We start from the raw sequence: 18,822 nt of genomic DNA, 5'->3' as shown, positions 1-18,822 counted from the left end.
GCTAAGCGCAGTTTCACGAACGGCAGTCGCGTCCCCCTCCAAAAAAACACACGCAGTGCATTGCCCTGCTCAGCGAAAAGCTTGGGCTGTTGCAAAACTCTGCATTGGGCGAATACAGCAGCTCAAACTGGCGAAGCTTCTTGAAAGCTAACAAACCGGTTGCCAGCATGAGTCGCCGAAGTAACGGCCAAGACAGCACCGTCGCGGAGAGTTTCTTCCAACTGCTGAAATGGGAACGGATCAAGCGGAAAATCTACAACACACAGCAGGATGCTCGTGGTGACTTACCCAGGCCAGCGGTCATACCACTGGATTGATCCATCTGGAAGGTTTGACAATGTGAGGAGCCCCCGACGGTCTTGCCAGTCGAGGTGGCTCCAAGAAGCGAAAATGATCCTCAGCTCAGATACCAACCCCAAGCTGCACCGTTATACCGAGTGACTTGCTTGGTCTCCAGATAGTTGTTGTAGCCCCACTCGCCCAGTTCGCGCCCCAGGCCACTCTGTTTATACCCGCCCCAGGGTGCTTCCACGAAGGTCGGTTGCGAGCAGTTGACCCAAACGATCCCGGCGCGAAAACGTCGAGCGACCCGTTCACAGCGTGGCATATCCCGTGACATGATCGCAGCTGCCAGACCGAACGGAGAGTCGTTGGCCAGACGCACCGCTTCTGCCTCGGAGTCGAACGCACGCAGGCACACCACTGGGCCGAAGATCTCCTCACGCCACACTGAACTGTGCTCGGACACATCGGCAAAAATGGCCGGGCTCAGGTAATAGCCCTTCTGTAGATGCGCAGGACGGCTGCCGCCGGAAACCAATTGCGCGCCCTCTTGTTGACCGCTTGCAATGGCCGCGAGGACTTTGTTCAGTTGTTCTTGGCTGATCAGTGGCCCGAGCTTCACACCATCGTCAAACCCTCCTCCAATCCGGATCTGCTCGGTAGCTTCGATCAAACGCTCCAGCAATGCAGGGTACAAGGCTCGCTCCACCAGCACCCGCGAGGTGGCAGAGCAGACTTGCCCTTGGTTCCAGAAAATCCCGAACAGGATCCACTCCACCGCGGCGTCGAGGTCGCTGTCGGCGAAAATCACGAAGGGCGATTTACCCCCCAGTTCCAGGCTGATGTTTTTGATCTGGGCCGCTGCCGCCTGCATGATCTTGCGCCCGGTCGGCACGCTGCCAGTGAAGGCGATCTTGTCCACGTCCGGGTGCTCCGCCAGCGACGCACCAGCCTCGCGGCCCAGACCATTGACGACGTTCAGGACCCCGGGCGGCAAGCCTGCCTTATCGGCGATACCTGCCAGCTCAAGGGCGGTCAGGGGCGTCAGCTCCGAAGGCTTGAGCACTACGGTGCAACCCGCTGCCAGCGCCGGAGCGACCTTCCAGGACGCCATCAGCATCGGGAAATTCCACGGAATAATCGCCGCGACCACACCGACCGGCTCCTTGATGATCGACGTGTTGAAGCGCTCATCGGGTAGGTTGATCGACTGCTCGCCATGCTGGTCCGACTGCTCGGCGAGTCCGGCATAAAAGTCGAAACAGCGAACGGTGTCGGCGATGTCCCACAGTGCTTCCGGCAGGGGCTTGCCGTTGTCGCGCACTTCAATGGCCGCCAGTTCGTCCTGACGTTCGAGAATGCCCTCGGCGATCCGCCGCAGCACTTGTGCCCGCTGCACGCCGGTCCAGCGAGGCCAGTCACCTTCATCGAACGCCCTGCGAGCGGCGGCGACAGCCAGATCGATGTCCTCGGCAGTAGCGGCCGCGACCTGTGCCAGAACCGATTCGTCACTCGGATCGAACGTCTCGAATACGCCACCCTGCAATGGCGAGACCCATTCCCCGCCGATGTACAACCGTCGATAGTCACCCATACAAACCTCCAGCGCTCATTGGCTGCTCGCCCAAAAACAACCAAGCGAGCTCTTTGGCTCGCTCAGGTGTTGTCCGTTAGTCAGAGTTCCCAGCCGACCGCCCGCAGCGCCCTGCCCAATGCCGAGACATCCTCATGACTGCGTGCTTCGAACGGCGGCATATACGCCAACGGATCCGCCAGCGTAGAGTCCTGTCCCAGGAAGCCCTGGGTCGCGGCGTGCAAGCAAAACGCGCTGTAGGCCGGGTTGTAGCCGCCCTCCTGAACGATCAGCAAGCGCCCCTCGCAGTGCTCGCTAGCAAAACGTCGCGCACGCTGGGCGAGGCGATTGAAACCGTTCATGGTCAACAACTGCCGGCCATTGGGATCGAACTGCGAGGCATCCAGGCCATTGGCAATAATCAAAAGCTGTGGCGCAAATGCGGCCAGCGCCGGCTCCACAAACCGCTCGAACGCCAGCTCGTAAGTCAGGTCACCGGAGCCCATGGGCAACGGAATGTTCAGGTTGCTGCCGACACCCGCCCCTCTGCCACACTCATCCACGCCACCGGTCTGGGGATGGCTCGCACCCCAGGCGCCGTGATCCATGTGCATCGACACGGTGAGCACCGAGGGATCCTGGTAAAAGCCCTCCTGAGTTCCATTGCCGTGGTGTACATCCCAATCGACGATGGCGACACGCTCAAGACCCGCAGCCTGGGCTGCCCGCGCCGCCACGGCGACGTTGTTGAAAAAGCAGTAGCCGTCAGCCATGTCCGGCGCTGCATGGTGCCCCGGCGGACGCACCAGGGCCATGGCAGGTCTACGCTCGCGTAGCGTTTGCTCAACAGCGGCCACGCTGGTGCCGGCCGCCGCGAGCAACCCGGCCAAACCTCCGGTATCAATCAGGGTAGTGCTGCTGAAACGTCGCCCCTGAAGATCCGCCGCCTCGATCGTCGACAAGTAATCGTCGGTATGAAAGCGCAGCAGTTCAGCACGCGTCGCATGGCGGCCGGTGTGCCAGTGCAGTTGCCCGGCCACCGGGCCGTTACGCAAAATCGCGCGCATGTTGATCAGCCGGGGGCTGCTTTCCGGGTGCTGGGTCTGTGTCTCCAGCAGATTACTGGGCGGCGCCTCGAACACCCCGTAGCCGGTGTCATGGCGCAGCACGTCGTCATGCCAGAAAACGTCCATCAATGCAGACATAAGGTGTTCCTCAGTCGATGATCGTCAGCTCAGGTGGAATCTCCGACAGGCTGCGCGAGCCGCCGGCTTCACACAGCACGGTGTCGCCCAGCTTGAGGCCGAAACCTTCGGAATACAGCGACAGGTTCGGCTCAATGGAGAACGACATGTTCGGCTGGAACACGTGGTCATCGGCTTCATCGACCATCATTGCTTCCAGCCAGGTCGGCGGGTACGCAAGGCCCAGGCTGTAGCCGATACGGTGCACGCGGGTACGCGAGAGATCGATGCGGTCGAGGATTTCGTTGCACACCCGATTCGCCTCACCCACCGGCGTGCCCGGCTTCGCGACGTCAATGGCAGCGTTGAACGCTTCGGTGAGCAAGGTCGAAACCTCACGCACGCGTGCTGTCGGTTTGCCGATGACGGCAGTGCGCATCAGGATCGCGTGGTAGCGGTTGCACACCCCCGCATGCTCCAGAATCACCACGTCGCCGGGGCTGATGGTGAGGCGGTGCGGCATGGCGTGGGTCATGGTGCTGCGACGCCCCGTGGCACACATCGGGCTGATCGCCGAGTACTCGCTGCCGGCGTCGCCCAGCGCCTTGGCAACTACGCCGGCGATTTGCACTTCAGACATGCCCGGGCGCAGCGCTTCGAACGCAGCACGCATGCCGTAATCGGCCATGCGCGCGGCACTACGCTGGTACTCGATTTCTTCCGCGGTCTTGATCAGGCGCTCTTCGGCGACCACCACCGAGGCATCCTCGAAGTGCGCGTTGGGCATGTGCCGCAGCAGCGTGGTGTATTGCAGGGCACTGAAGGTCGACGCCTGCATTTCCAGGCCAATGCGGCCCTGGCTCAGTCCCAGGCCTTCTAGGGAGTCGGCAACGATCCGCAGCGGGTCCTGCTTGGCGATGTCGTAGAAAATCCCCTCTTCCAGGCACGACAGTTCATAGGTGCACGGCTCTTCGCTGGTGCGGGTCAGGAAGATCGGGTTGGCCAGTTTTGGCGAAATGATCAGCGCCTGGTACCAGAGGAATCCCAGGCTGTCGAAACCGGTCAGGTAGTTGATGTTGTCCGGGTAATTGATCACCAGGGCGTCCAGGCCGCGCTCGCTCATGCGGCGTTTGACCGCCTCGATGCGTTGACGATAAGTGCGCAGGGGAAATGCAGTCATCATGGGGTATCCCTCCTTAGGGAAAAGGTGCACGGGTAAGCAATGAAATGCAGGGAGATGGCGGGTCGGCTAGCGAGCCGGTGAATCAGCGTTTTTGTCGTGCCGGTACATGCGCACCAACAACACCACCAGGGTGATGAAGATCATCACGGTGGACACGGCAGCGATGGCCGGGTCCAGGTTGTAGCGCAGGCCGTCCCATATACGTTTGGGCAAGGTAATGACGTTCAGGCCACTGGTGAACAACGTCACGACCACCTCTTCCCAGGACATGATGAAGGCCATGAAAAAGCTGCCGGCCATGCCGACTTTCACGTTGGGCATCAGCACCTGGCGGATGGTCATCCACAACCCTGCGCCCAGTGAGCGCGAGGCTTTGTACAGGCTGGTATCGAGGCGACTGTAGGCCACCAGCATCGCGATCAACGAGTACGGCAGCGCCATCATCAGGTGCCCAAATCCGACCCCGTTCAAGGTGTCGAGTTGCTGCACCTTCGCCCCCAGGTAGTAGATCGACATGGCGGACACCACCTGCGGCACGATCATCGGCAGCAACACCACGCCGGTCAGAGCGACGCGGTAGCGGGGCTCCAGCCAGATCCCGGTGGCGAACAGGAAGGCCAGCGCGGTACTGACCAGCCCGACCGCGACGGCAAGCCCGAGGCTTTGCAGGATCGAACTCAGCCACGCGCCGTTGAGCAGTTCCAGGTAGTGCCGAAACGACCAGGTGCCCTCGGGGAATGCCAGGTAGCGCTGGTCGCCGAACGACAGCGGCACGATGACCAGGATCGGCAGCAACAAGAACCCTGCCGCCAGCAGCAGACCAGCAAACGACAACAGCCGGGCGATATCGATACGCGGCGTGAAGCGTTTGGCCGCGTTTTTTTGTGCAGCCGGCTGGCTTACTGTAGGCACCGTGTTCATGCGGCTCTCCCGGTAAAACGTCCAAAACCCACCAGCTTGCCGAACACCACTGCGCAAACCGCGACCATCAACATCAGCACAATGCTCAGCGCCGCTCCCAGTCCCCAATTGGATAACTGGAACATCTGGATGTAGATGTTCTCCGCCAACATCGCTGCCTTGCCGCCGCCCAACAGGGCCGGGGTGACAAAACAGCCCAAGCTGAACACAAACACCGTCGCCGAGGCCGCTGCGACACCCGGCAAGGTCAATGGCAGGAATACATCCTTAAGCGTGGCCCAGCGCCCCGCCCCCAGGCTGCTGGCGGCCTTGAGCAAGCCGTCGTCAATCTGGCGCATCGACGACAACAACGGCAGCACGGCGTACGGCACCATGAAGTGCACCATGCCGATCAGTGCGCCGACTTCATTGCGCACCAGTGCCAACGGCTCATCGACCAGCCCCGAGGTCAACAGGCTCTGGTTGATCAGCCCGTCATTGCGTAGCAACACCAGCCAGGCAAATGCCCGAATCAACATCGACAGCCAGAACGGCAGCAGCACGAACAGCTCGATGAACTGCCGCACACGCCCCGACGCGAATCGCCAGCGATAGGCGATCAGGTACGCGATGGCGACGCTGATCGTGGTGGTCAGTAGGCAGATCCGCAGGGTGCGCCAGATGACCGCATGAATCGTCGCGCTGTCGATGATGGTTGCGTAGTGCTGCACTCCCAGTTGCGGAAGGCTGAGGCTCCAGCCCAACACACCCAGGGTCGGCAGCAGATAACCGACGAGGATGATCAGCGGCAGCGGCAGGATCAAAAGTGCATAGATGCACAACGTGCCTTGGGAACTGATTCGCATATCAACCACCGATCAAAGCCAGGTAACGATCGAGCGCTTCACCGTAGTGATTGGCGTACCACAGGTTGTTCATCGAGACCTGCTTGCTCAGGTTTTCCGGCGCCGTGGGATTGATGCGCTGCAGTTCAGGGGAGAGCAAGGCGTTCACCTTGGAGTCCACCGGGCCCATGTTGTAGACCTCCATCAGCTTCGCCTGAACCTCTGGGCGCAGCGCATAGGCTATAAACTTCATAGCATTGGCATCGCCTGCCGGGTTGTTCTTCGGCACCATCCACACCGACGGCGCGACGATTGCGTTATCGAATGTCCAGTCGATTGCACCGCCGGTGTCGCGCTTCACCAACTCCGCACGGGTGTGCCACAGCTGGCCCATCACGGCTTCGCCATCGCGCAGCAGTTGTTGCGACTCGGCCCCCGTGGACCAGTGCGTGACCACATGGGGCATCAGTTCTTCAATCTTGCGCAGCGCGCGGTCGACGTCCAGCGGGTACAGCTTGTCGGGCGCAACGCCGTCTGCCAGCAAGGCGCACTCCAGGTTGGCGCTCATCCATTTATAGAGCGTGCGTTTGCCGGGGTATTTCTTGACGTCCCAGAAGTCTGCCCAGCTTTTTGGCGGGTTCTTGCCGAAACGCTTTGCGTCGTAGCCGATCACGTAGCTGTAGGTGTAGTTCGCCAGGCCGAATTCGTGGATGTCGCCGTAGCCAATCAGCGATTTGTCGACAATCGAATAGTCGATCGGCGTCAGCACTCCCTCTTTGCCCAAGCGGTAGGAGGAATACATCTCGCCGTCGCACACATCCCAGCGCACGGCGCCGCTGTTGACCTGAGTCTTGACCGCACCTTCGGTGGGGCCACTGCCGTCGATCTTTAATTTGAGGCCGCTGACGGCGTTGAAACCCTGGTAGCTCTTTTCAAACGCCGGAACCGCGTCGCCGCCCCAGTTGGACACCACCAGCGACCCGCCGTCGGCGAAAGCACTGCGCAACGGCCCCATGCCAGCCATCGCGGCGGCGACCATCAATGCCTGGTTGAAACTGCGGCGGCTGAGGGTTTCCGCCTCCAGTCGCTCGCGGGCTATTTCTACGGTGTCGTCAATAAAGCGCTGTTTGTCTTTCATCCTCGGTATCCCATGCAAAAGGTTGTGGGCAGGTGATCGAACCAGTTTTTTTGTTAGGTGCTTTTCTTGATTTTTTTAGTTGGAAATTAGGTGGCCGTGCTGCCGGGACCAGGAACACCAATAAGGCTGGCCGCGTTCCAGGCTGCTTAACATCGGGTGGCTGACGGGTATGCGCAGCGCCATAGGCTGTGCATCTGTCAGGCGCATATCAAGGCTAACGTGAGCACCTAGGTAGGTCAGCTTCTCCATTCGCGCCACCACGCCGTTACCGCCGCCGGCGTGGGCAAAAGGTTGCAGGTCGACATGCTCGGGGCGGATCGCCAGCCAGCTTTGGCCGGTGTTACTCACGACGGTCTTGTCGAGGCTTTGGTCAACGGTTAAGGAATAGCCCTGGTAGTCGCACAGCAGCGTGTCCTCCTGGCGACGGATGCCCTGCACGCCGAGCAGGTTCATGTCGCCGAGGAAGTTGGCGACGAAACGGCTCTCCGGTCGCTCGTAGACTTCCTGGGGCGTACCCAATTGCGCAAGACGCCCGTGATTGAACACCGCGACCCGGTCAGACAGCGCCAGGGCTTCTTCCTGGTCGTGGGTGACAAACACGAAAGTGGTGCCGAACTCCTTGTGCATACGCGCCAACTCGACCTGCATCTCCTGACGCAGCCGCCGATCCAGGGCCGATAACGGTTCATCCAGCAACAACAACGAAGGTTCGAATACCAGCGCCCTGGCCAGCGCCACGCGCTGTTGTTGGCCGCCGGAGAGTTGCTTGATGCCGCGATTACCTTTGCCTTCCAGGCCGACCCGCTCCAGCATCTGCCCGACCTTCTCGGTGATCTGCGCGGCCGGTACTTTGCGCACTTTCAGCGGGTACGCAATGTTTTGCGCCACGGTCATGTGCGGGAACAGCGCATAGCCCTGGAACACCACGCCAAAATCGCGCTGGTCGGCCGGCAATTGCGTGATGTCCTGGCCGTTGCGTTCGATGCGACCCTCGGTGGGCTGTTCAAAGCCGGCGAGCATCATCAAGGTGGTGCTTTTGCCGGAGCCGGACGGTCCGAGCAGTGTGAGAAATTCGCCGCGCTTGATATGCAGGGTCAGGTCGCTGAGTGCGCGGGTTTCACCGTAAGACTTGCCCAGTCGCAACAAATCGACAAAGTGCTCATGCTGAACCGACATCGAATATCCCTCGTTCAAAACCGGATAAGTGAGTAAGGCATGTCGCCATCTTCAGGACAAATCAGATTGACATCAAATGATTTGTTTTCTAGCTTTCACGTGAATTTAACTAACCAAAAAGTTCTCCATCATGGCCCTGAAAGCGACTCGTCGACTGCCCTCTCTCATCGCCCTGAGGGCCTTCGACGCGCTTGTCAGGCAGGGCAGCACGGGTGGCGCCGCGCAGGAGTTGCACGTGACTCACAGTGCAATCAGCCATCAGATCAAAAAGCTCGAAGAAGAGCTGGAAGTTGCGCTGGTGGAACGGCCCGGCAAGGGCGTGCACCTGACGTCGGCCGGCCGAAAACTCAGCCAACTGGTCAACGGCGCTTTCGAGCAACTGCGCGATATTCAAACCGCCTTGCCCACCTCCACGCCCTCCGGCAGTTTGCGCATTGCCTGCGCCCCGGCACTGCTGGCGCGCATTTCAAAAATACTGGATCGCTTCCTCAGGGACTACCCGGACGTGTCGCTGTACCTGCTGCCCCTTGATCAAGCCAACCAGAACGTCGACATGGTGATCTCGTTCGGCGACAGCCAGGTCGAAGGCCTGCGTATCGCAGCCCTGGGCGACATCATGTACTTCCCGGTGTGCAGCCCGCGCTTGCTCAATGGCAGCGAGCCCCTGCGCAAGCCGCGAGACCTGGAGCGCCAGATGTTGTTGCACGAGGATGAGGGTTATGACTGGAGTCGTTACTTTCTGGCGGCGGGCATTCCCAGCCTTCAAGGCCGGCAAAACATCTATTTACCGAACGCCGCACTGACCATCGATGCGGCGATTGCCGGTACCGGCGTGACCATCAGCGACCACATTCTGGCGGGCGAACAACTGGCCCAGGGCACGTTGATCCGGCTGTTCGATATCGAGTTTCCAGCCCCGCACCCATACTTCATCATCATGCCGCCGCGCGGCGCAAATGATCTGGCCAAGGCCTTTTCGGACTGGCTGATGCGTGAGCTGGAAATGATCGCGCGGGTGGACTGAAGGCCTCAGGCCTTGAGGATCATGAACACCTTGCGCACCGGCGTGAGGTTTTCCCAGGTGCCTTTGAAGCCCGCGGCGACCACAAACGTAGCGCCGGCCTTGAACTCCTGGCTGATGCCCTGGCTGTCGGTCAACCGCACGTGGCCTTCGAGCAAATGGCAGAGTTCGTCGTAGTCGCATTCACAGCGCTCAAGGTGTTGCGGCGCCTCCCAGATGCCACCCACGGCTTTTTTATCTGGGGCCACAAAGTACCGCCAACTGCGGCTGCTGTAAGGGGTATCGACCAGCGCGGGGTCGCTGGTTTGCAACTCCACAACGCGCAAATCGGGGTTCGCAAAATCGATGATGTGTTGGGGTTTACTCATGGTAATGCTCACTCTATTTCAAGAATCAAAGCCGATACCCAGCGCATCAAAGCCTTTGAGCAGCCAGTCACGGTGGCCGGTCAAGTCTTCGCGGGCCAGCGAGCGCTGCGCCAGCGACACGCCCACATAACGCAAGGGTTCAGGGGGAAACGGAAAGGGCGCAGTCGAGGTCATGGCCAGTTGCGTGCGCTCGGTGGATTTGCCCTCAAGCAGGTCCAGCATGGTCAGCGCCGCGAAACGGCTGGCCGACACGCCCTGCCCGGTGAAGCCTTGGGCATAGGCAACGCGCCCGGCGGCGGAGGTGCCACAGAACATCGTGGTGCGCGCGGACGTGTCGATGATGCCACCCCAGGCATGGCTGAACGTGACATCCGCCAAGGCTGGAAAAGTCGCCTGAAACTGTTGGGCCAGGGTAGCAAAGCTTTCCGGACGCTGGGTCAGTGCTTCGTCGCGTCGACTGCCGAAGTGATAGATCGCGTCGTAACCGCCCCAAAGGATTCGGTTATCCTCGGTTTTGCGCAGGTAGTGAAACTGATTGCCAAAGTCAGCAATGCCGTAACGGCCGACCCAGCCGATGGCTCGCAGTTGGGCGTCGTCTAGGGGTTCAGTCGCCAGCGCGTAGTCATAAATCGGGATGACCTTGGACTTCAGCTCACCCAGCAACGGCGGCGCGATATTGGTGCCCAGCGCGACTTTCGCGGCCTTGACCGTTCCCAGGCCGGCTTCCAAGACCTGATGAGTGCCGTCCTGGCGCATCGCGCTAACCGGCGAGTGCTCAAACAGCTGTACACCTTGCGCCAAGCACACACGACGCAATTCCCAGACCATCTTCAGCGGGTTGAGCAACGCGTAATTGGGCTCAAATACCCCTGCAACATAGGCTGTTGAATTGAGGTACGACTTCAGCGCCTCACCATCCAGATATCCGCAGGCGATACCAAAGCGCTCGTAGTTACGCTGCATCGACCTGAGGCCTTCAACCTGCCACGGCTGACTCGCAACGTTCAATTTTCCGGAAAGCTCAAACGCCACTTCCATCCCGTAGCGTTGAAGATCTTCCTCAAATTCAACCAGGTTTTTCCTGCCTAGTTGCACCAGTTGCTCCGCTTCCTTGGGCCAACGTTTCAGCGCATTGGAGACACCGTGGGAGATACTCGGCGCGCAAAACCCGCCATTGCGTCCGCTGGCTTCACCACCACATTGCCCGGCTTCGAGCACAACGATTACTGCGTCTGGCCAGCGCTTACGCGCCATCAGCGCCGTCCACAATCCGACAAACCCACCGCCCACTATCGCAATATCACACCGCACGTCCCCCGTAAGCCTCGGTGCGGCGGTGGCAGTGATTCGCGCCCGCCGCCAAACAGGATACGGCCGAGCGTCAGCCAGGGACTCGTTCTCCATCTGTAGTGTCATATACACATGCTCCATAGAAATTCATGGACTGAAACTAAAGCAAGCGCCAGCTCTTTCACAGATACAACGATGTGGCAAACTTCGCAGCGGACACGGGCGGAAAAATGCGGTTTCAGGAATACTCCTGACATTGCCTTGATCTGCAACTTGGAGACCGTCGTGGAAGTTCCCGATTTACACACCACAGCCACTTTTCAGGTGGATCCGTCGAGCACGCAAACGCATGAAATTGCTGTTCGCTATCACCAGGCATGGAAACAGCGTGACCTTGACGGTGTGATGGCGCTCTATCATTCGTCCGTCGAGTACAACGATTTTTTCCAGAATCGCACCATCGAGTATTCGCAGTTGCGTGAATACCTCTGGGCGAGCATGCCGGTGGGATCAGAAGAGCTACAGGCGTACACCGATCGCTTGCGTATCGATGGCGACACAGCATTTTTGCAGTACCGGGTCACACTCAATGGCAGCGACGGCCTGGTTTCATTTCGTGCTGTAGAGGCTTTGTCGGTCAGGGACGGGCTAATTGTTAAAGTCAACGAACACGCGGTGTTGGTCGGTCATGCCCCAACAATATCCCGCCCCGCCTACAGTACCGAGGCCGTCAGCCGTTTAGGATTGTCGGCACGTCAGATAGGCGCACTTTCCCATGACTTGCAGCAATACTTCGAGCAGTCAAAGCCCTTTCTGGATACTCAGTTGGATCTTTCTCACGTTGCAACGGCGACCGGCTACACACGAAACCAGATCTCGTTCTTCCTCAATCAGGTGCGCGGGCAAACCTTTTACGTGTTCCTCAATCAGTTGCGCCTTAATGAAGCCCTTGAACGTATGAATGTGCAACGCCACGCTTCACGTATTGATGAAATTGCCAGCCATTCGGGCTTCAACTCGCTATCCACTTTTTATCGCTGTTTCAAACAAAAAACCGGATGTACACCAAAAACCTATCTACGACGACTCGAGCGACTCCCTTGAATACTGCTCGCAGATCATCCCTGCAGTAACGCTGCGGTGTTGGTTCTGATCAAGTTTTGACCTATCTGCCGGAATCCATTGCCCCACCCAAATACTCCAAAACGATCGCCTTGCTCGATATTTCAGAAGTTGTAAATGGGGCATTCAAGATCAGCCACCGGGTCAAATTTTCATCATCGCCAACAGCCAGATCTATGAATGGATGAATTCATAAGCCCGGCCTCGTGCCCTCTGAAGTAACCCGCCTCACACGTCAGTTACCCCAGCCAACCATTCCCTTGATTTCCAGGAATTCGTGAATCCCCCAGCCAGCATACTCGCTTGTAACCGCGGAAGGGCGCAAAGGTGTCCCAGCTCGGAGTTCAGATAGACCGAGCCAGCGCGCATGCGTACACCCACCGCACGGGCATGCTGGAGATCACTTGACTGCACATAGGTCGCCAGGCAGTACCAAACAACGTCGACTTCTTGCAGCGCATCAAGGGCCTGGAACACCGTGATGAGGTCAAGGACATTGTTTGCCAGACCAGCTATCTGATTCTGGGGCTGGGAGACGTTTACCTCGATGAGCCATGTGCAGTGCCGCTCGCCCCCGCCATCGCCTGCTCAGCTTAAAATACAACCCAGTCCGTACACACACGGCGGAAGGGGCTGTAGGTATCGGCGGCATGTACATGTGCATCTAAGGCCTGGACTCTCCTAGTGGTTATCAGTTGGTCGGACGTACGCTGCCCATCTGGAAAAAGTATTCGAAGAACGCTCAATTCAAAGACGGCAAACCGTGGCTGCTGTACTTCTTTGACCAGGTGAAGTTCTAATCGGTGGAAAGGATGAACTGAACGAGCTCCGTGAGACCTTTCGTGAGGGGCGAGCGCAGATTCGGATTGAGGAAACGGAGTTTGATTTTGCTCAGCACATCGAGTTTCTTGATGCCAATGCGCAGAGCATTGCCGACTTCCAGTCTCATCAAAAGCAGGCATATGACACGGAAGTAGAGCGCTGGAAAGAGTCCGGTATCGAACAAAAACTGACACTCGTCGAGCCCAGCGTCACGCAAGAGAAAGAACACCCGGGGCATCGTGTCTGCACAGATCTTAACGGAAACATCTGGAAATTTCTGGCGCAGGAGGGCCAGGAGGTCAAAGCCGGAGAAAAGCTTGTCATCATTGAGGCAATGAAAATGGAGCTTGCGGTGATTGCCCCCGTGAGCGGCACAATTTCGGCTATTCGGTGTGTTCCGGGAAAACCCGTTGTGCCAGGCGATGTGTTGGTTTATATCGACTCGCACGAAACGCCAACGCTTGAACACGACGTGAACAAGCCCCCAGGGCTTGTTCACCACCTGGTAGGCAATCATGCAAATTTCCACCTCTAGAAAATCAAAAGACCGCCCGGAAAACCTGGTGGAGCCGATCTATCAGCAGCTCAAGAACGATATTTTCGAGTTCCGCCTCTTGCCAGGTGATCGCTTCAGCGAAAATGAAGTTGCAGAAAGAATGGATGCCAGCCGTCCCCCCGTGCGCCAAGCACTCTACCGTTTGGAACGTGAAGGCTATCTGGAGGTTTACTTCAGAAGCGGCTGGTAGGTCAGGCCCTTCGATTTCAACTACTTCGAAGAGCTGTATGACGTGCGCATCGTGCTGGAGTTGGCCGCCGTGAGCCGCCTGTGCCTGATTGAGGAGGAAAGCCATCCGGTACTGGAGTCATTGAAAGCCATCTGGTTGGTCCCTGAAGAAGATCATCTGCACGATACAAAGCAGGTCTCGGAGCTGGATGAGCGCTTTCACTGCGCCCTCGTTGAAGCGACCGGAAACAGCGAAATGGCGCGCATACACTATGAGATTACAGAGAAGATTCGCATCATCAGGCGGCTCGACTTTACCCAGGAACCCCGTATAGCAGCGACTTATGAGGAACATGGAACAATTCTCGGCGCGATCCTGCTACGTCGTACCGAAAAAGCGCAGCAATTGATGAAAGCGCATATCGAGGTCAGCAAGAAAGAGGTGCGCAAGATCACCCTTCACATGTTGCATGTTGCCCGTCAGCGTGCACAGATGAAGTCGGTGGCACGTTGAAGTCTTGATTCAGTCTCGCAATATGCCCCCGCCGCGCAGCGACCGGCTAAATAGGTGAGTCCTCACCGCTTTAAATCACCCAATTCGCAGGTCAATACGATGCAAACGCTTGGTTAAGTCGAATGCAAATGGGGGGGCAAGTCCATGCAATTACACACTCTGAGCATTCTTCGCAAACATCTGCGCCATGGTGATACAGCACTTCTCGGCCTTTTTTGGACTGAAGGCTTTATGGTCCAGGGCCCATTCCAACCAGAAACCATCGATCAGCGCAGTAATGGTCAGCGCTGCGCCCTTGGCGTCGATTTGAGTGTGGTTTTGCAGGGCGATGGCCTTGAACACCGACTCCAGCTCCTTGCGGTAATCGGCGTAGAGCTTTTTGTTCAGTGCACGAAGCTGCTCGGAGGACACCGCCGCACCCCAGAAGCCCAGCCATGTGGTGAGGATAAACTCGTTGAAAATCTGCCCGCGAAACGACGACCGAATGATCGCCAACAAACGGTCTTCGGGGGTGCCACCCTGGGTTTCCAGGTATTTGCGGGTTTCTTCACGCAGTTGGTCGGTCAACTCCTGGTAGGTCGACAGCATCAACTCTTCCTTGCTGGAAAAGTGATGCCCGATCAGGGCCGATGGACACTCCAGCCTGCGCGCAGATCCGTTCTAGGGTGCTGCCGCTGTGGCCGTAGCGAGTGATGCATTGCATCGTCGCCTCGATAATCGCCTTGCGGCGCATTTCGGGCTCGATACGGGTGCGGCGTTTCTTGACGGCAATCCCTTCTGACTCAGTGCTCATACATCAACCTGTGTTTACGCAACATTATTCGCCATCAAACGGCGGCAAGGACCATGACAATCTGCTCAAGGTGCAGCCGGGCCTTGAGGCGGACCGGCAAGGGCGCAGCGGTTTTGTGTCGCAACTCGAGCACTTGCTCGTGCACCTTGAACGGCGACGCCACGATAGACGCCAATAGCGGCGCGCCAGGTTGCAGCAGTGTGCTCACATTGGACCCGATCAGGTCGTCAACCGCGTACCCGCTCAACTGCGTAAACGCCGGGTTTACCGTCAGCCACCGTCCATCAACATCGATAAACGCCATGGCTTCGTCCGCCAGGTCAAACACCATGCGCAGCCGGTCTTCGCTGTGGCGCACAGCGTCTTCGGCGACCTTGCGGGCCGTGGTGTCCATGCTGATGCCGATCATTTTAAGGGCGCGACCGGCGTCGTCCAGCAGCGGCGTGGCCCGCGATGAGATCCAGCGCACCTCACCTTCTGGGGTCAGCATGCGAAAGTCAGTGTCACAGGGTTGCCCGCTGCTGATGGAGCGCTCGAACACCGCCTGCAAGGCCGGCACTTCGTCAGGCGGAATATGGCTCCAGAAGTCTTCGTTGCGCTTGACGGGCCAACCGTAGACGGCCTGCACATTGCTCGAATAGGTGACCTCGTCGGTCAGCAGGTTCCACTCCCAGGTCACGATGCGTGCGTTTTCCTGGGCGAGTTTCATGCGTGCCTCGCTCTCCATGATCTGCGCCGTGTGCTTGCGGCGCATCTCGGTCATGGGCAGCGCTTGCGGCGGGCTGTGTTGCACGTCTTGCTGGGCCTGTGCGCCATAGCGCAGCCAGATCCAATTGACATCCAACAGCCCGGACAATTTGCGCAGGTTGTCGTAGTCGATTTCACCCCCACGGGTCCACTTATGGACGGCCGTGCGCGACACGCCGAGCGCTCCCGCGACGGCTTGCAGCGTCAACTTCTTGTGTTCCAGAAGCTCCTTGAGGCGAAACGCGAAACTGTCTTCACTCATCGAGCCATCCTAAAAATCCATTCCTTGGCGTCCATCATGACGAGGATCAAGGCCAGGGCTTTAAACGAGGCGTCAATTTAGCAACTTTTTGCGCGATGAGTGGCAGGAAATCAGCGGGAGACGGGTTTGCAGGGGCGCACTCACCGCCCATTGCAGGCGGTGAGGCGTGAGACGGTGCTTCAACCGACTTGCAGGCCGCTTTCCAGATCCTTGTCCAGCACTTCGATGCGCGACAGTTCCTGCGCGATATTCTGCGAACGGCACAGCCAACCGTAGACCAGCGCCGACACCACCAGGCCTACCAACATGCTGATATCCGCACCGCCGAGCAACGTGGTGACATAGCCGGTGTACAAGCCGGTGCTGGAGAACGGCAGCATCGCCACGAACCCCGCCACATAGGCGCCAATCCCGCGCCAGTTCCAGCGGCCATAGATGCCGTTGGGCTTGAAGATCTCGGTGATCGAGAATTTGCCGTGGCGCACTTTGTAGAAATCCACCAGGTTAATCGCGGTCCAGGGTGTAAACAGGTACAGCAGGATCGCGAGGAAGTCGCCGAAGTCCTTCACGAAGTTATCCGACGCCGTCATCGCAATGGCAATCGCCGTGCCGCCCACCAGCAGCATCGAAACGATGCGTTTGAACAGGGTTGAGGTCTGGCTTTTGATCGTGTCGGCAATGCTCAGCAGGGTGATGGATGCGCCGTAGAAGTTCTGCGCAGCGCTGGTGACCAGACTGAGGACCGCGAGAATCAAGAGAAACTCACCAAAGCCGCTGAACAACAGGTTGCCGAGCATTACTAGGCCTTTGGCCAAGTTCTGCCCCGGGCTCAACGCTGCGGCCAGGGCGCCGATCAGCATCATCCACACCCCACCGATCATGGCGCCCAGATAGGTCCACCAGAACGACGACTTCACGCTGACATTCGCCGGCAGGTATCTCGAATAGTCAGAGACATAAATCGCCCAACTCAGTTGATAGGCAGCAGCGACAAAAAACTGCGCCAGGAACGGCGTGGCCTTGAACTCGGAAACGCTCAACTGCTCAGCCGGCAATTTGACCAGGAACACCAGGCCGACGGTGAACACCAGCATCACGCCAATCAATACAAACGCGAGCACCCGCTGCACCTTGTGGAAGGTGTTGTAGCCGGCAATCGCCATGACAATCGCCAGCAACGAAAAGGCGATGGCCGAGCCATGTTCCGGCGCGTCGAACAGTTCGTGCAGGGTTTGGCCCACCAGCAATTGGTTGAACGCGTTGTAGCCCACGTACGTGGCGATCGCCACCGCATACACCAGCAGCGCACCGAAATAACCGAATTGCGGGCGCGACTGGATCAGTTGCGGCAGGCCCATCTGCGGGCCTTGAGTGGAGTGCCCAGCCATGAACAGCGTGCCGAACGCACACCCGAGGAAAATCGCCACCGCCGACCAGAACAGGTTGGCGCCCATGCCAACACCGATGATGCCGACAGCCAGCGTGGTGAGGTGGGCTTCGCCACAGAACCAGATCGGCCACAAGTGCCAGGCCTTGCCATGGCGCTCGGCAAGCGGCACGTAATCGATGGAGCGGGTTTCCAGGTTCAGGCGTCCCTTGGACGCGACTTGGGGAGAGGCAGACATGTGAGTTGCACCTTTTTTTATTAGTTTGGTTGCACGGCAAAGCGGTACAGCGGGTCAATCAGTCGCGGGCCTTGTCGATCGCCTGGGCCAGCAGTTGCTCAAGTTGCTCAACGGAGCTGTCGCGGGGGTTGGTCAAGCGCGCGGGATCGCCCATGGACTTGCGCGCGATCACGCCGATGTCGGCGTGCTGCACACCCAGGGCCGAGAGGGATTTGGGGATATTGAGGTGGTCGAGCTTGGCGCAGATGGCGGTGTAGAACGTTTCGAAACCGGCGTCCGGCAGGCCCAGGGCCTGGGCCACGGGGGTCAGGCGTGGGCTGATGTCGGCCTGGTTGAACCGCAGCACCACCGGCAGGATGATCGCGTTGGTCAAGCCATGATGGGTGTTGTAGGTCGCGCCGACCATGTGGCTGAGGGCATGCACCAGCCCCAGCCCCTTGAGAAAGCCCACGCCGGCCAGGCATGAACCGATCAGCATCTTGCCGCGAGCTTCAAGGTCCTGCCCCTGGGCGACGGCGGTGTCGATTGAGGTCCAGAGCAGGCTCAGGGCTTGCAGCGCCGCGCCGTCGCTGAGGGGGTTGAAGCTGGGAACAAAGTAGGCTTCCAGGGCATGGATGATTGCATCGCAGCCGGTCCACGCGGTCAGGTTGGCGGGCAGGCTTTGGGTCAGTTCCGGGTCGAGGATCACCGCCGAAGGCCGCGCCCGAGGATGCCAGACACAGCCCTTGATGCCGCGAGCGGTGTCGGTGAGCATCGCGGTGCTTTCGGTCTCGGCGCCAGTGCCGGCGGTGGTCGGAATGGTGATCACCGGCGGGAAATCGGCGCTGCCAAAACCGCTGGGCACGGGCTGGTCGAAATCGAATGCCCACAGGTCGCAACGCTGCTGCTGGGCAATCAACGCCACGGCTTTGCCACCGTCCAGGCCGCTGCCGCCACCCAACGCAATAACGCCGTTGGCGCGCCACTCGCGGAACGCGGCGGCACCGGCGATAACCGAGGTGTCCGTGGGGTTGGGCTCGATGCCACCGTACAAGCCGCATGCCAGGCCGGCGTCGGTCAGGCTGCGCTGCATCTCGCCGACAAAAGGCAGGTTCAACGAGCCTTGGTCGGTGATGATAATCGGCCGGGAAATGTTGAATTCGCGGCAAAGCTCGACCAGTTGCCGACGGGCGCCAGGGCCATATTCCATTGGCAGGGGAACGGTCCACTTCTGTGGGTTCAACGCTGAAAGAGTGTTTTGCACGGGACTCACC

General features: G+C 59.0%; 17 protein-coding genes and 2 pseudogenes. 5 read left to right on the top strand and 14 right to left on the bottom strand.

The features are described from left to right. Nucleotides 1-110: 110 nt before the first annotated feature. Nucleotides 111-287: pseudogene (locus AYR47_RS32590) on the top strand (IS3 family transposase); the annotation flags it as partial. 110 nt (nucleotides 288-397) lie between these two features. Here the strand turns inward: AYR47_RS32590 and AYR47_RS20510 are convergent. The 7 genes from AYR47_RS20510 to AYR47_RS20480 all read right to left on the bottom strand — a co-directional run bounded on the left by AYR47_RS20510 (nucleotide 398) and on the right by AYR47_RS20480 (nucleotide 8,281). Then, the gene (locus AYR47_RS20510; protein ID WP_061436561.1) at nucleotides 398-1,876 is read right to left on the bottom strand and encodes an aldehyde dehydrogenase family protein; all 1,479 of its coding nucleotides are present in this window, start codon (nucleotides 1,874-1,876) and stop codon (nucleotides 398-400) included. Between the two features lie 80 nt (nucleotides 1,877-1,956). Further along, nucleotides 1,957-3,060, bottom strand: coding sequence for a hypothetical protein (locus AYR47_RS20505; RefSeq protein WP_237142488.1), 1,104 nt, complete (start codon nucleotides 3,058-3,060; stop codon nucleotides 1,957-1,959). Nucleotides 3,061-3,070: 10 nt separating this feature from the next. Next, the gene (locus tag AYR47_RS20500) at nucleotides 3,071-4,222 is read right to left on the bottom strand and encodes a M24 family metallopeptidase (RefSeq protein WP_061436558.1); all 1,152 of its coding nucleotides are present in this window, start codon (nucleotides 4,220-4,222) and stop codon (nucleotides 3,071-3,073) included. A gap of 66 nt (nucleotides 4,223-4,288) precedes the next feature. Then, entirely contained in the window at nucleotides 4,289-5,143 is an 855-nt protein-coding gene (locus AYR47_RS20495) for an ABC transporter permease (RefSeq protein ID WP_061436556.1), read from the bottom strand. Then, entirely contained in the window at nucleotides 5,140-5,988 is an 849-nt protein-coding gene (locus tag AYR47_RS20490) for an ABC transporter permease (protein ID WP_061436554.1), read from the bottom strand. The genes AYR47_RS20495 and AYR47_RS20490 overlap by 4 nt, the downstream gene beginning before the upstream one ends. Before the next feature lies 1 nt (nucleotide 5,989). Then, nucleotides 5,990-7,105 carry an ABC transporter substrate-binding protein gene (locus AYR47_RS20485; RefSeq protein ID WP_061436552.1) on the bottom strand — a complete coding sequence of 372 codons (1,116 nt, stop codon included), beginning with the start codon at nucleotides 7,103-7,105 and terminating at the stop codon, nucleotides 5,990-5,992. A 75-nt stretch (nucleotides 7,106-7,180) separates the two neighbouring features. Continuing rightward, nucleotides 7,181-8,281, bottom strand: a complete 1,101-nt coding sequence (locus AYR47_RS20480; RefSeq protein WP_156487809.1) for an ABC transporter ATP-binding protein — start codon at nucleotides 8,279-8,281, stop codon at nucleotides 7,181-7,183. A 130-nt stretch (nucleotides 8,282-8,411) separates the two neighbouring features. On the opposite strand from AYR47_RS20480, the gene AYR47_RS20475 reads away from it, so the two are divergent. Then, nucleotides 8,412-9,305, top strand: coding sequence for a LysR substrate-binding domain-containing protein (locus tag AYR47_RS20475; RefSeq protein WP_082781517.1), 894 nt, complete (start codon nucleotides 8,412-8,414; stop codon nucleotides 9,303-9,305). Nucleotides 9,306-9,310: 5 nt separating this feature from the next. Here the strand turns inward: AYR47_RS20475 and AYR47_RS20470 are convergent, their stop codons facing one another. Together AYR47_RS20470 and AYR47_RS20465 are read right to left on the bottom strand one after the other, a co-directional pair. Beyond that, nucleotides 9,311-9,670, bottom strand: a complete 360-nt coding sequence (locus tag AYR47_RS20470) for a cupin domain-containing protein (protein WP_061436548.1) — start codon at nucleotides 9,668-9,670, stop codon at nucleotides 9,311-9,313. A gap of 18 nt (nucleotides 9,671-9,688) precedes the next feature. Then, nucleotides 9,689-10,924: an NAD(P)/FAD-dependent oxidoreductase gene (locus AYR47_RS20465; protein ID WP_237142487.1), complete on the bottom strand. Its 1,236-nt coding sequence runs from the start codon at nucleotides 10,922-10,924 to the stop codon at nucleotides 9,689-9,691. A gap of 321 nt (nucleotides 10,925-11,245) precedes the next feature. On the opposite strand from AYR47_RS20465, the gene AYR47_RS20460 reads away from it, so the two are divergent. The 3 genes and pseudogenes from AYR47_RS20460 to AYR47_RS20450 all read left to right on the top strand — a co-directional run bounded on the left by AYR47_RS20460 (nucleotide 11,246) and on the right by AYR47_RS20450 (nucleotide 14,142). Further along, on the top strand, nucleotides 11,246-12,064 hold the full coding sequence (locus tag AYR47_RS20460; RefSeq protein WP_237142486.1) for an AraC family transcriptional regulator: 819 nt from the start codon (nucleotides 11,246-11,248) through the stop codon (nucleotides 12,062-12,064). Nucleotides 12,065-12,881: 817 nt separating this feature from the next. Next, nucleotides 12,882-13,439, top strand: a complete 558-nt coding sequence (locus tag AYR47_RS33250) for an acetyl-CoA carboxylase biotin carboxyl carrier protein subunit (RefSeq protein WP_335340614.1) — start codon at nucleotides 12,882-12,884, stop codon at nucleotides 13,437-13,439. Next, nucleotides 13,420-14,142 (top strand): annotated as a pseudogene (locus AYR47_RS20450) (GntR family transcriptional regulator). Before AYR47_RS33250 ends, AYR47_RS20450 begins: the two are co-directional and overlap by 20 nt. Nucleotides 14,143-14,292: 150 nt before the next feature. Here AYR47_RS20450 and AYR47_RS20445 read toward each other — a convergent pair. From AYR47_RS20445 to AYR47_RS20430, 5 genes are all read right to left on the bottom strand, one after another. Then, entirely contained in the window at nucleotides 14,293-14,730 is a 438-nt protein-coding gene (locus AYR47_RS20445; protein ID WP_061436543.1) for a TetR family transcriptional regulator C-terminal domain-containing protein, read from the bottom strand. Further along, the gene (locus AYR47_RS32585) at nucleotides 14,690-14,935 is read right to left on the bottom strand and encodes a TetR/AcrR family transcriptional regulator (protein ID WP_156487808.1); all 246 of its coding nucleotides are present in this window, start codon (nucleotides 14,933-14,935) and stop codon (nucleotides 14,690-14,692) included. The genes AYR47_RS20445 and AYR47_RS32585 overlap by 41 nt, the downstream gene beginning before the upstream one ends. Before the next feature lie 34 nt (nucleotides 14,936-14,969). Then, entirely contained in the window at nucleotides 14,970-15,944 is a 975-nt protein-coding gene (locus AYR47_RS20440; protein ID WP_061436541.1) for a helix-turn-helix domain-containing protein, read from the bottom strand. Between the two features lie 179 nt (nucleotides 15,945-16,123). After that, nucleotides 16,124-17,569, bottom strand: a complete 1,446-nt coding sequence (locus tag AYR47_RS20435; RefSeq protein ID WP_061436539.1) for a purine-cytosine permease family protein — start codon at nucleotides 17,567-17,569, stop codon at nucleotides 16,124-16,126. 58 nt (nucleotides 17,570-17,627) lie between these two features. Beyond that, nucleotides 17,628-18,812 carry an iron-containing alcohol dehydrogenase gene (locus AYR47_RS20430; protein ID WP_061436537.1) on the bottom strand — a complete coding sequence of 395 codons (1,185 nt, stop codon included), beginning with the start codon at nucleotides 18,810-18,812 and terminating at the stop codon, nucleotides 17,628-17,630. Nucleotides 18,813-18,822: the final 10 nt, after the last annotated feature.

The organism is Pseudomonas azotoformans (genome assembly GCF_001579805.1).
Lineage (GTDB): Bacteria > Pseudomonadota > Gammaproteobacteria > Pseudomonadales > Pseudomonadaceae > Aquipseudomonas > Aquipseudomonas azotoformans_A.
This window is presented reverse-complemented; position numbering and strand designations above follow the sequence as displayed.